The organism is Streptomyces sp. HUAS TT11, from assembly GCF_051553595.1.
Taxonomy (GTDB): domain Bacteria; phylum Actinomycetota; class Actinomycetes; order Streptomycetales; family Streptomycetaceae; genus Streptomyces.
In genome coordinates this window covers 8983331-8995684 of record NZ_CP196184.1, presented here as the reverse complement: position 1 = coordinate 8995684, position 12354 = coordinate 8983331, and the positions used below count along the sequence as shown (strand labels likewise).

The 12354-nt window shown below is 67.6% G+C and carries 12 protein-coding genes and 1 pseudogene; 10 read left to right on the top strand and 3 right to left on the bottom strand.

Annotated elements, in window-relative coordinates; genetic code table 11:
- Positions 1–57: 57 nt before the first annotated feature.
- Complete coding sequence (locus ACSHXN_RS40475; RefSeq protein ID WP_356294169.1) at positions 58–555, top strand: hypothetical protein; 498 nt, start codon at positions 58–60, stop codon at positions 553–555.
- 757 nt (positions 556–1312) lie between these two features.
- On the opposite strand, the gene ACSHXN_RS40470 is transcribed toward ACSHXN_RS40475, so the two are convergent.
- Positions 1313–2296 (bottom strand): tetratricopeptide repeat protein, encoded by a 984-nt coding sequence (locus tag ACSHXN_RS40470; RefSeq protein WP_356294167.1) that lies wholly within the window; start codon positions 2294–2296, stop codon positions 1313–1315.
- A 610-nt stretch (positions 2297–2906) separates the two neighbouring features.
- Between ACSHXN_RS40470 and ACSHXN_RS40465 the strand changes: the two genes are divergently transcribed.
- The 6 genes from ACSHXN_RS40465 (at position 2907) to ACSHXN_RS40440 (ending at position 8041) form a co-directional block, all read left to right on the top strand.
- A complete protein-coding gene (locus ACSHXN_RS40465) occupies positions 2907–3917 on the top strand; it encodes an aldo/keto reductase (RefSeq protein ID WP_438306003.1) in 1011 nt (336 codons plus the stop codon).
- A gap of 42 nt (positions 3918–3959) precedes the next feature.
- Positions 3960–4376, top strand: coding sequence for an SRPBCC family protein (locus ACSHXN_RS40460; RefSeq protein WP_355138457.1), 417 nt, complete (start codon positions 3960–3962; stop codon positions 4374–4376).
- A gap of 166 nt (positions 4377–4542) precedes the next feature.
- The gene (locus ACSHXN_RS40455) at positions 4543–5592 is read left to right on the top strand and encodes an aldo/keto reductase (protein WP_355138455.1); all 1050 of its coding nucleotides are present in this window, start codon (positions 4543–4545) and stop codon (positions 5590–5592) included.
- A 160-nt stretch (positions 5593–5752) separates the two neighbouring features.
- Positions 5753–6184: a hypothetical protein gene (locus ACSHXN_RS40450; RefSeq protein ID WP_355805770.1), complete on the top strand. Its 432-nt coding sequence runs from the start codon at positions 5753–5755 to the stop codon at positions 6182–6184.
- Between the two features lie 9 nt (positions 6185–6193).
- Positions 6194–7054 carry an alpha/beta fold hydrolase gene (locus ACSHXN_RS40445; protein ID WP_355138451.1) on the top strand — a complete coding sequence of 287 codons (861 nt, stop codon included), beginning with the start codon at positions 6194–6196 and terminating at the stop codon, positions 7052–7054.
- A gap of 213 nt (positions 7055–7267) precedes the next feature.
- Complete coding sequence (locus ACSHXN_RS40440) at positions 7268–8041, top strand: SDR family NAD(P)-dependent oxidoreductase (RefSeq protein ID WP_438306000.1); 774 nt, start codon at positions 7268–7270, stop codon at positions 8039–8041.
- A 233-nt stretch (positions 8042–8274) separates the two neighbouring features.
- On the opposite strand, the gene ACSHXN_RS40435 is transcribed toward ACSHXN_RS40440, so the two are convergent.
- Positions 8275–9216: a polysaccharide deacetylase family protein gene (locus ACSHXN_RS40435; protein ID WP_438305998.1), complete on the bottom strand. Its 942-nt coding sequence runs from the start codon at positions 9214–9216 to the stop codon at positions 8275–8277.
- Positions 9217–9851: 635 nt separating this feature from the next.
- Here ACSHXN_RS40435 and ACSHXN_RS40430 point away from each other — a divergent pair.
- Both ACSHXN_RS40430 and ACSHXN_RS40425 read left to right on the top strand, forming a co-directional pair.
- Positions 9852–10277 (top strand): annotated as a pseudogene (locus ACSHXN_RS40430) (transposase family protein); the annotation flags it as partial.
- Positions 10278–10315: 38 nt separating this feature from the next.
- Entirely contained in the window at positions 10316–10516 is a 201-nt protein-coding gene (locus ACSHXN_RS40425) for a hypothetical protein (protein ID WP_438305996.1), read from the top strand.
- A gap of 122 nt (positions 10517–10638) precedes the next feature.
- Here ACSHXN_RS40425 and ACSHXN_RS40420 read toward each other — a convergent pair whose 3' ends face one another.
- Positions 10639–11532: an oxidoreductase gene (locus tag ACSHXN_RS40420; protein ID WP_438305994.1), complete on the bottom strand. Its 894-nt coding sequence runs from the start codon at positions 11530–11532 to the stop codon at positions 10639–10641.
- A 240-nt stretch (positions 11533–11772) separates the two neighbouring features.
- Between ACSHXN_RS40420 and ACSHXN_RS40415 the strand changes: the two genes are divergently transcribed.
- Positions 11773–12177 carry a MerR family transcriptional regulator gene (locus ACSHXN_RS40415; protein ID WP_355138443.1) on the top strand — a complete coding sequence of 135 codons (405 nt, stop codon included), beginning with the start codon at positions 11773–11775 and terminating at the stop codon, positions 12175–12177.
- The last annotated feature ends 177 nt before the right edge of the window (positions 12178–12354 follow it).

Genomic DNA, 12354 nt, shown 5'->3' with positions numbered 1-12354 from the left:
GGGACCTCCTCGACGCGCACGGCGTTGCCGGGGGCCGCTACAGCCGGCCCGGGCCAGGTGGTCGACGCGTCCAGAGCCAACCTCACGGCACAACTGTCCACCAAGGACCTTCCGGGCCCGCACGGGATGTTCACCGCCGCCGTCGGCCGGAGCGCTGCCACGTTCGTCTGGGAGACTGCCGACGGACGCTTCTGCTCCGGTTCGGCCGCCACGGACGGCGGGTTCACCTCGACGATGTGCGTCTCCGACCGCCGCGACACCCCCTTTTCGGTCCGTCCCACGCTCGTTCCCCTGCTCAGTACGTACACGTTCGCCGAGGTCCATGTGTTCGGCGCGGACCGTGAGATCGTCCGGTCGGTGACATGCAACGGCAGACCTGTCGCGGTCCGCCGACTGCCGACCGTCCTGGACGGTCGGCGTGCGCTCTACGCCTTCGCCCTCTCGGAACCGACGGCCGGACGGGTCACCGTCACCGTCGTCCGCGGTCGTGCCGCGGCCACGGAACACGTGGAGCTGTTGGGCGGGGGCCTCCGGCACAAGGCGTCGTGCCGCTGACGCGGGGCGGGTGCGGTGGCCGGTGGTGAGCGCCCGGGGCTCCGGGCGTGCACGGGGGCGCCGCTCTCACCACCCGTAGCCGTTGCGGATGCAGACGTGGCTGAGCGTGCCGGCCCCGGAGAAGCAACGCGAGACCAGGTAGGCCGAATCCGAGGCGTTCGAGCCGGCCTGGAGGCCGGTCCCGTCGTTCCCGTCGGCCTGGGCCGCATAGTTGTCGAGGGTGGCGCGTAGTGATCTCTTCGATGCCGAGCGGGGGTCGGTCGAGCCGTTTTGCCGTTGGGTGAACGCGGTCCGATCCCGGACCTCCGACGGCAGTTCAAGGGTGCGATGTGGCGGTTCAGGGCCGCGAGCCCCTGGCGTGACGTGCCGGAGGGGTGAGGAGTACGGCTCTTGGTCGACGTCTACGGTGCGTTCCAGCGTTGGGCGGTGCCCGAGACCTTGCGGACGTCGACGGAGAGGCTGATCGCCGAGGCCGCGGCCCGTGGACAGGCCGACGTCGAACTGGGCAGTGTGGATGCCACGTCTCGCGCGCCCACCACGCAGCCGGGTTCGACTTCTCTGTTGCCGATGGCCCGGCAGTCGAGCCGCTCCGGAGAGCGCACCTCACCGGTCCGGCAAGGGTCGTCAGCCCGTCGTCCGCATGAGACGGCTCGGCACCGTGCGGAGGCCCGTCGCCCTTCGGATCGGCGGATTCGCCGGAGCTCGGACTCCGCTCACGCTTCGGGGCGCCCAACGACGGACGCTGTCCTCGAGGAGTTCAGCCGTTCTGGATGCGTCGGACCGCAGCCACGAGCTCGGCAGGCAGAGCGGGTCCCGCACATGCGTGGTCGATCAGCAGGTCCCTGTAGGGGCCCCTCGGCAGGTGGGGGGCCAGTTCGATGAGCTCGTTCAGATCGGCAGGCGAGCCGGTGAGCCGTGCCCGGTAGGCGGCCGCCGCCGCGCGGAGAGTGGGTTCGGTCGGTTGGTATCTCATTCCGTGTTCGGTCAGCCGGATCGCGGAAACGAAGTCCCCCTGTTCGGCGCGTACATCGGCCAGGTCCAGACACAGCGACCAGTTGGCCGGGTCCAGGGCCAGCGCGCGCTCGAACGCCGCCGCGGCCTGTTCGAGAGAACCCAGTTTGCGCCATGTGCCCGCTCGCACCACTTCCGTCAGCACGATCCGGTGCACGGAATCCGCCCGGTTGCAGAGGGCGAACGAGGCATCGGTGAGTCCGCAGGCCCGGAGCAGAATCGCCATCTTGGCCGACGCCTCAGGCACGGGCCGTCGGGAAGAGACCACGTCGATGGCCCGGAACCAGGGCCGGAACCGCTCCCGCATGCCCTCGGTGTCCAGATCATGGCCATAGTCCATGGTGCGCATCGCGGCCTCGGCCAGCGCCTCGGCACTCACCCAACCGAGAAACCGTTCATCGTTGAACCAGGGGGCCTTCGCCCAGGCGATGTCGGGTTGCGCACCCGTGACCGATCCGATCGCCAGTGCCGCGCCGTCCATGTCGCCCTCGAGGAAACTGATGTAGGAGTGCGCCAGTACCGCCCGCCAGGACTCGGCATCCCGAACGATCTCGGCCAGGTCGGCAGACTTGTCTCTCCACAGCTCGGCAAGCACCGCATACGGCTCCGGATGGTCCGGCGCGGAGGCCATGGCGCCCGTCAGATAATGCAGCGCCGCCGCCGGGTTGCCTCCGCAGTGCGCTATCACCCGTGCGATGCCCAGTCCGGTTGCTCCTGCCCGATTCGACACCGTACGAGAGTATCCCCTGCTCCGGCCGTCTGTCGGCCCCGCCTGGGCTTGCCGGACGCGCTTCCGTGATCTCGATCGATGGCGAACGGTGGTCCGATACGCCCGGCCTGCTCGATTCGGTGTTCGACGGGTCGGGCCCTCCTCGGACCTGCAAGCACCATCACGAGCAGCCCCGACGGCCCACCGGCGTTTGCCGTAGCGCCCTGGTGGTACTCGCCGTCACGGCCTGTTGTGGCGCGCAGCCGCTCGGGGTCGTTGTTGCTGCGCCTCTTGATCCCGGTACGCCGCGACGACGGTGGCCGGCCGCACCACGCATGTCCGCCTCGACGGCCCTTGCGCCCCGCGGCTCCCCCGCCGACTGGGTGCCATGAACCTGGTGTCGCCCGGCGCCGGCAACGTGCCGGTGTCCGGGCCCGCGGCACCACGATCGCGGCGTCCCGCGGACGTACCGGGGCGCGCGCCGAGCCTCGCGGCGCTCTGCGCCCTCGGGCTCGTCCACACACATCCGCCCCTCGGGAATCCCGGCCGACGGACGACCCTCCGGTCGTAGGGCTCCCAGGACAACCCGGACCCGGACGCCACCACGAAGCAGCTTCGAAAGGACACCGCCGTGAAGCTCCGAGAGATCATCCCCGACCGGATCGGCTTCGGTACCGCACCACTGGGCAACATGTTCCGCGCGGTTCCCGACGACGAGGCGCGCGCCACCGTACAGGCGGCATGGGACGAGGGCATCCGCTACTTCGACACGGCCCCGCTCTACGGTGCCGGTCTCGCCGAGCTACGGCTGGGCGAGGTGATCTCGCAGCAGCCCCGGGACGCGTACGTGCTGTCCAGCAAGGTCGGTCGAGTCATCCTCGACGAGGAGGAGGTCGGCGCCCGGGACCTGGGCGAGAAGGGAGCCCTCTTCGAGCACGGCCGCAAGAACAAGATCGTGCACGAGTGGACGGCAGATGCCACCGAGCGCTCCCTCGAAGGAAGCCTGGCACGGTTGGGTGTCGACCGGCTCGACATCGTCTGGGTCCACGACATCGCACAGGACTTCCACGGTGACGCATGGCTGCAGAAGTTCGAAGAGGCGCGTACCGGCGCGTTCCGCGTACTGTCCCGCCTGCGTGACGAGGGTGTCATCAGGGCCTGGGGACTCGGCGTCAACCGCACCGAACCCATCGAGTTGACCCTCGCACTGGACGAGCCCCAGCCCGACGGTTTCCTGCTGGCCGGACGTTACACCCTGCTCGACCATGAACACGCACTGCAACGATTGCTGCCCATGGCCGGCGAACAGGGGGTGGGCATGGTCGTCGGAGGTCCCTACAGCTCAGGGATACTCGCAGGTGGCACCCACTTCGAGTACGCGGACGCCTCCCCGGAGATCATCGAGAAGGTGCGGCGCCTCAGGGAGATCACCGACCGGTACGCGGTGAGCATCAAGGCCGCCGCCCTGCAGTTCTCCCTCGCCCACCCGGTCGCCGTCGCCGCCGTTCCCGGCGCCACGAAGCCCAGTCGTATCGCCGAGGACATCGCTGCCGTCCAGGAGAAGATCCCCGCCGGCTTCTGGGTCGACCTGCGTCAGTCGGGTCTGGTCAGCCCTCAGGCGCCGCTTCCGGAAGGGGCCTGAGGCCACCCGTCAGAGTCGACCGACAAGCCCGAGGGGAACATCATGGCATCCACATCAGTGAGCCGGCTCGTACCTGTATCTCCCGAACGTGTATGGAAGCTGATCGGCGGTTTCGGTTCACTGCCTGACTGGCTCCCCTACATCCCCGAGAGCGCTCTCCTGGAGGGAGGCCGCGTCCGCCGGCTGAAGAACCCCGACGGTGACGTCATCATGGAACGTCTCGTGGACTTCAACGACGTCGAACGCCGCTACAGCTACGCCATCGCGCAGGCGCCCTTTCCCGTGGTCGACTACATCTCCACACTGCGGGTGCATTCCATCACCGGCCGGGACGATGCGGCCGAAGTGCAGTGGTCGGGACGCTTCGTCCCCGACGGAGCCACCGACGAAGAGGTCGTCACCCTCTTCACCGGCATCTACCGCGACGGCCTCGACTCCCTTTACAAGGCACTCAGCTGAAGCCGGGTGACGGTCCTGTGCCCCCGCTACGCCTGTCACGCCACGACCGCTCCCCGTGGAGGGCTCGGGTCCGGACCCAGTCGCCTGACGACGACCTCACTGGATCCGCTCGGAGCCCACGAGCACGGATCCGCCGTGGCGCTCACGCAACACAGCGGAGAGGATCATGATGGAATTCAGGCAACTGGGCCGGTCCGGCCTGCGGGTGTCGGTGCTCGCCATGGGCACCATGACCTTCGGCGGAAGCGACGTCTTCGGAAATGTCGGCGACACCGACGCAGCGGGCGCCAGGCGCCAGATCGACATGTGCCTCGATGCGGGCGTGAACCTCGTCGATACCGCCAACATGTACTCGGCGGGCGCCGCAGAGGACATCCTCGGTCAGGCGATCGCGGGCCGGCGTGATCGTGTGCTTCTGTCCTCGAAGGTTCGCCTGCCGATGGGTGAGGGACCCAATGACGAAGGCCTGTCCCGCTATCACATCCTCGAGCAGATCGAAGGGACTCTGCGCCGTCTGAGGACCGACCATGTGGACATCTACCATGTGCACCAGTGGGACGGACTGACGCCGCTCGAAGAGACGTTGGAGACGCTCGACTCCCTGGTGCGTTCGGGCAAGGTCCGCTACCTCGGAGTCTCGAACTACTCGGGCTGGCAGCTCATGAAGGCGCTCTGTGTCGCCGACACGCATGGCTGTCAGCGCTTCGTCAGCAATCAGATCTACTACTCGCTCGAGTCGCGCGACGCCGAATACGAGCTGGTGCCGCTGTCTCTGGACCAGGGACTGGGCATCATGGTGTGGAGCCCGCTGGCGGGCGGACTGCTCTCGGGCAAGTACCGGCGTGGTCAGGACGCCACCGACGGCCGGCATCTCACGGAATGGTCCGAGCCTCCCGTGCGCAACGAGGACAAGCTGTACGACACCATCGAGACCGTTGTCGGCATCGCGTCCGCGCATGACGCCTCCCCCGCTCAGGTCTCCCTCGCCTACCTGCTGGCAAAGCCGGGCGTCACCTGCGTCGTCGTCGGTGCCCGCAAGGACGAGCAGTTGGCCGACAACCTCGGTGCCGTCCATGTGCAGTTGACGGACGAGGACGTCGACCGGCTCGACAAGGTCAGCGCCCCGGACCTGATCTATCCCCACTGGCACCAGGCCGACTTGGTCGCCGGCCGGTTCAGCGAGGCCGACCTCGCCCTGCACCGGCCCGCCAGGTGATCGAGTCCATGCCCAAGCACGCGGCTCGCCCAGGAGTCCGGCACAGCATCCGCTCGGATTGCGGAGCGGGAGGCAGCGTGCAAGCTGAGAAAAGGAACGCCCCGTTTCACAGCGCTGGGCTCGCTGCGGAGCCTGAGCGACGACACCCCGAGGGATGGGCATGACATCACCAACCACGTCGGATCCGGTGGGCGAGTTCCGCAGGCTGAGCAATGACGACCCGGAGCTGCAGGCCCACGGTAAGTACTACTCCTGCAGCTTCCTTCTGGACATGGAGCACCATCGGTTCCTGGTGCGGATGCACAAGGGCACGGTCGAAGAGCTGGTCACCGATCCCGGGCCCCTGTCGTCGTACGACTTCGCGATCCGCGCCGATGCCGAGACCTGGCAGGGCTTCTGCCGGGAATTCCCCCCACCCATGTGTCACGGCATCTGGGCGGCCACGTTCCGGCGCGGCATGCGTCTCGAGGGCGACCTGCTCGTCCTCATGCAGAACCTGCGCTGCGTGACCCGGCAGCTGGAACTGCTCCGGCTCACAGGCCCACTCGGCGGCGCAGGCCGGGACACGGTCCGCCGAGACGCACGAAGGTGAGGAGTCCTCATGGCCAGCGGCAGAATCTCCCCGGTGACGGGCCATTACGTCACCATCGATGTGGAGGACGCCGAGTACAAGGTCTTCTACCTGGAGAACGGGCAAGGTCAGCCGCTTGTCTGTCAGCACACCGCGGGCTGCCACAATCACCAGTGGCGGGGCCTTCTCGAGGACGAGCAGATCACCGGTCGGTACCGGGTGATCGCCTACGACCTGGCTCGTCACGGCAAGTCCGACCCTCCACTGAACCAGGAGTGGTGGAAGCAGGAATACCGGCTCACCGCGGACCATTTCACAGCATTCGTCGTCGCCTTCTGCGACGCCCTGGAGCTGGAGAACCCGATCTTCATGGGCTCCTCGTTCGGAGGGAACGTCGCTCTGCAACTGGCCCTGCGGCATCCGGACCGGTTCAAGGCGGTCATCTCCGTCGAAGGAGCCGACTACTCCCCCGGCTTCTACCTCGACTGGTGGCAGCACCCCCACGCCAACGCCGCCCAGGTGTGCGCCAGCGGTGTCTGGGATCTCATGGCTCCGCAGTCCCCGGATCAGGACCGCTGGGCCACCTGGTTCTACTACACCCAGGGATCCGAGGCCTTCAAGGGCGACCTGTACTTCTACTCCGTCGACCACGATCTGCGGCACCGGCTGAGCGAGATCGACGGCGAGCGCTGCCCCGTGATCATGCTCACCGGTGAGTACGACTACCTCACCACACCCGAGGACGGTCGCCGCACCGCAAACGCCATCCCCGGAGCGGAGTTCATCGAGATGAAGCAGATCGGCCACTTCCCGATGAGCGAGAACTACCCGCGCTTCGCGCAGTACCTCAACCTGGCGCTCCACCACATCCATGAAGGAACCGACACATGACATCGGGGCCGAGGCCGACTCCTGCGTCGATGTCCGGCCGGCCCGCCGGACCGGGGGTGTGTACGCGGCCGACGAGGTGCCGCAGCCATCGGCAGGCGCGCGATCCGTCCGGCTCCCCCACCTGATCCCCCGCCTTCAATGATCGGGCCCGCGCTCCGCATCACCAGCCCGCAGCGCCACGGACCGCGCCGCCACCGAAGGGAAGCCCGGCTGATGAACATCGATCTGAGTGGACGTATCGCACTGGTCACCGGCTCGACCGCCGGTATCGGCGAGGCCACCGCGCACATGCTGGCATCTGCGGGAGCCGACGTCGTGGTCAACGGTCGCAACGCCGACCATGTCAGTGAGACGGCCAAAGCACTCGGAGCCCGTGGAATCGCAGCAGACGTCAGCACCGGCGAAGGTGCCGCCGCCCTGATCGAGGAACTGCCCGATGTGGACATCCTCGTCAACAACACAGGCATCTTCTCCACCCAACCGGTATTCGAGATCCCCGACGAGGAATGGCTGCGGTACTTCCGGATCAACGTGCTGTCCGGGGTGCGCCTGGCACGGCACTACGCACCGCGCATGAAGGATCGCGGCTGGGGCCGGGTGATCTTCGTCAGCAGCGAATCCGGAGTCCAGACCCCCACGAACATGGTCCACTACGGCATGACCAAAACCGCCCAGTTGGCGGTCTCGCGCGGAATGGCCCAGGAGCTGGCAGGCTCGGGGGTCACCGTCAACTGCGTGTTGCCGGGCCCGACCCTCAGCTCCGGTGTCATGGAGATGTGGGAGGAGCTGTATCCCGGCCTGGACCCCGCCGAGCAGGAACGGCGGTTCGTCGCCGACGGGCGCGCCGCGACCTCGCTGCTCGGCCGGCTGATCCGGCCGGAGGAAGTGGCGAACCTGATCGCCTATGTGGCATCGGAGCAGTCGACGGCGACCACAGGTGCGGCACTGAACGTCGACGGGGGTTTGGTCCCGACCATCATCCCCTGAGCCGCGCTGCAAAAAGGGTGCCGTAGCCGCCCGGTCGATGCGTTCGACGGTATTGCCGACCGCGCCGGTTCAGTTGGGTGCGACAAGGGCGAGCGCCCCCCATGTCGCTCAGGGCGGCCCGAGCACCTGGTGCCGGCACACCGGCCACCGATTGCGGCGAACCGGCATGGTGCACCGTCGGCGATCCTCTCCGGGAACGGGAACGGGAGCAGGAGCCGTGCGGATGCCGCGTCCTATGCGGGGTCGTGCCGGATGTCCATGCCTGCCTGGGTCGCGACGTATCCGGCGATGTCGGCGTGGGTCGCGAACCAGACATCGGGATGCGCGGTGATGTGGTCCAGGAGTTCGGCCAGCACGACCAGGCGTGAGCGGTGGCCGATGATGTGGGGGTGCATCGTGAGCTGGAAGACGCCACCTTCGCGGTATGCCTGGTCGAACTCGTCCCGCCAGATACCCAGGACCGACCGGGGCGGTGTGTAGGGACGCAGACCGGCGTAGCGCTCCATCATGAAGTAGGGCGCGTCGTCGCGGATCCACTCCACGGGAATCTCCACGATCCCGGTCGGCCGCCCGTCCTCGAGGAGTTCGTACGGGTCGTCGTCCGCCATGAGGGACGAGTCGTACAGCAGCCCCATGTCGCGGGTGATGCGAAGGGTGTTGTCGGAGAAGTCCCACGACGGGGTGCGGATGCCGACCGGGCGGACACCGGTGATCTGCTCCAGAGTGTCGGCACTGCGCTGCTGCAACTCCCGTTCGTCTTCCGCCGTCAGCAGCATGTTGCGCTCGTGGATCCATCCGTGGATCCCGACCTCGTGGCCCTCCGACACATATGCTCGGGCCTCTTCCGGATGGAGCAGGGCCGAGACGGCCGGCATGAAGAACGTGGCAGGGGCCGCGTACCGGCCGAGCAGACGAAGGATCTTGGGCGCGGCCACCCGGGATCCGTACTCGCCCTGGGCGAGCCTGCCGGGGCGTGTCTCCCCGTCGCGAAGCGCGGGGGTCTCGTGGTCGGAGTCGAAGGAGAGGGCCACCGCGACACGCGCACCCTGCGGCCACACGGCGGGTGCCAGCGAGCGTCCGGCTCGCACCCGGTCCACATGCCCTCGCCAGGTGTCCTCGGTCCACTGCCACGGCTCCCGGCCCGCGTCCGCCGGGCCCTCGTGCTTCTCCGCCATGACCAACTCCCGTTCCCTTTCACGTGCTCCCCGCTCCGGAGTCCCAGGATTCCGGCCTGGACCGTCCAACCCGCCGAGCGGCTTCCTGTTTCAACGCGCTGTTCGGACACATGTATCCGTCTCACTGAGCCTTTTTCAACCTGATGGCTGAACCCGCCTCGCACTGCTCGCATCGAGTAGCCGGTCACCTTCAACTGCCACAGCGGGCCTGGACGGGGGCCACCACTCGCCCACTCAGCGTCTGGCATCAACATCGTGAAGTCGCCGCGGTCTCGGCTCGTTGGCTGCGCCTACCCCTTGAACCAGGTCATGAAGCGCGTGCGTTCTTCGCCGCACCGACCGTTGCCGGAGACTTTCACGCTGCTTGGGCTGAAGGTGGAGCCATATGGTCCGGAGGTAAGCGTGCAAGTTTCCCGTACGGGCTGCAGAGCATAGTAGCCGAAGGCAACCAGTGTCACGACCAGCAGTGTCGTCAGCAGGTAGTGGCGGGCTCTCGGGGAGGACATGCTGTGATGCTATCGGCGCTTCACCGGCACTGGCGCTCTGCCAACTTACCGCTGAAGGTCGTTGGTTGGACAACACAAGGGTGAAGCCCCTGGTAGACGGGTTCACGACCAAGATCACCCGGTATCCATCAGAGGCATCACAGTTGGCGCCGGCTCTCGACCGGACGTCAAGCCTTGCTGGTGCTGGCTCATCTGCGTAACGGGACCACGTACGCCCAGCTCGCAGCAGGTTCGAGGTCGGGACGAGTACGGTCTACCGCTACATCAGCGAGGCCGTCGACCTGCTGGCCGCACTCGCTCCGACCCTCAACGAGGCTGTCCGGGCTGCCTCGGCGAAAGCGTACGTCTTGCTCGACGGGACACTTCTGCCGATCGATCGGATCGCGGCCGACCGGCCCCACTACTCAGGAAAGCACAAGAAACACGGCATGAACGTGCAGGTCATCGCCGATCCGTTCGGTCGGCTCCTATGGGCCTCGCCCGCACTGCCAGGGGCCGTCCACGACATCCGCGCAGCCCGCGAACACGGCATCATCGACGCCCTCGACCAGGCCCGGCTCGCGGACGCGGACCACAACAGCTTCACCGACATCGTGGCCATCGGACCGCAGGTCCCGGAGGCGGTGCGCAGGACTCTGCAGATCGGCACGATCCCCGCCGACCGGGCGGTGGCTGCCGTACGGGCGACGGTGCGCGCCTTCTTCGATCTCCAGCTGCGCGGTCGCCGGGACACCCGGCATCTGCTGTGGGGGGCTGCGCCGCACTACCCCGAGATCGAGTACATCGCCGGATGACGACCGGCACCGGAGCCCTCGGACCGCCGAGGTTGCCGAAGACGCCCGCAGTGCTCTCGGTCCCGGCACCGCCCACCAGCGGCTCGGCGCGATCGCCCAGGCCTGCGCACGGCACGGCACGGTCACACTGCGGCCGTGGGCCAGCGGATGCCGGTCAGCTGCTGCGAGCGCTCCCACAGACGACGGCCCAGTTCTGGATCCCGGGCTGCCGCCGACAGCTGGACGAGGGTGGGATGTCCGGACCGTCCGCCCCGACCGTCAGGGCCGACATAGGAGCCGCCGGCGAGATCGGGCTCGGTCGCGGCGAAGAGCTGGGGCAGGGCTCCTCGCTCCGGGCTCTGCGCGAAGAGCTTGCCGGAGACACGCATGGCGATCCCCATGGCCCCGGTGCCCTTCTTCTGCATCGGTGTGTTGCTGTAGCCCGGGTGCGCGAGAATGCTGGTGATCGGCGCCGAGGACGGCTGCTCCCGCCGGGCGAGCTCCGCACCGAAGACCGCGTTGGCCAGCTTCGATGCCGAATAGGCGGCCAGAGGTGTGTAGTTTCGTCGCCACGCGACATCGTCCAGATCGAGTTCGCCCTTCTCGTGCATGTACGACGTCACGGTGATCACCCGTGGCGCCGGCGACCTGCGCAGCGCCGGTTCCAGCAGCGCCGTGAGCGCGAAGTGGCCGAGGTGGTTCGCAGCGAAATGGCGCTCGGCGCCCTGCGCGGTCACGGAGTGCTCGACCATGGAGATGCCCGCGTTGTTGATCAGCACGTCGACGGCCTCTTCCTCGCCGATCTCCTCGGCCGCCCGGCGGATCGACCTCAGATCCAGCAGATCGACCCTGCGCACCTCCACCTCGGCGCCCGGATAAGCCTTGCGCAGCGAGGACGCCACTTCTTCTCCCCGCGTCGCGTCACGGACAGCGAGCAGAACCCGGCCGCCGTGCGCCGCAAGCTCACGCGCGGTCACGAGACCGAGACCGCTGGTCGCACCCGTCACGACGAAGGTACGCCCCTGCTGGTCGGCCATACGGTCAGTGGTCCACCCGCCACCGTTCGGCCTGCCTGTGTTCGTTGTGGAGCCCGTGGTCATCTCTTGATCTCACATTCCTGCAGGCAATCTCGATCAACCCGCTTCCGCGGGTCCGGGAATGTCGAGAAAGCTAAACCTTTCCATTAATGTGAAGGTCAAGCGGCCGAAGGCGAGGTCGCCCGTCGGTGTCCCAGTGAGGCGCACCGTCGGCGTGGATGACTGATCGAGGAGAGCGATATGAAGATCGGAGAGCTGGCCGAGAAGACGGGCGTCGCGCCGCGACTGCTTCGCTACTACGAAGAGGTCGGCATCCTGCACCCGTTCCGGACCGGCAACGGCTACCGCACCTACGGCGAGCCTGCCATCGACCGGGTACTGCAGATTCGTGAGCTTCTCGAAGCCGGCCTGACGACCGAGATGATCCGCGAGGTCCTGCCCTGTCTCGACGCCGCGAAGGAAGGAAGGGAGAATCAGGATTGCCCGGTGGACAACAAGGACCTGGACGGACTGCGGCGTCAGCTCACCAGCATCGAACGACGCATCGACGTGCTGCAACGCAACCAGCGTGCGATCAAGTCGTACATCCGCGCCTGGGAGGAAGCCGGGGTCGCTCCGTCCGCAGCCACCGCTGGTCCGCAATAGGCCGAAGTCCGTCGACGGCACCGTGGATGCGGCGCGTTGACCGGGGCGCGGCCCGACGACCGACGCACGCCAGGCAGCCTGTGGGTCGCGAGGCAGCCCGCAGCAGGCGAACCATGGCATGAATCGCCGGGACTTGGCAGATGCGCGCTTCGCCAACCCGGTTGATTACGGGTCCTG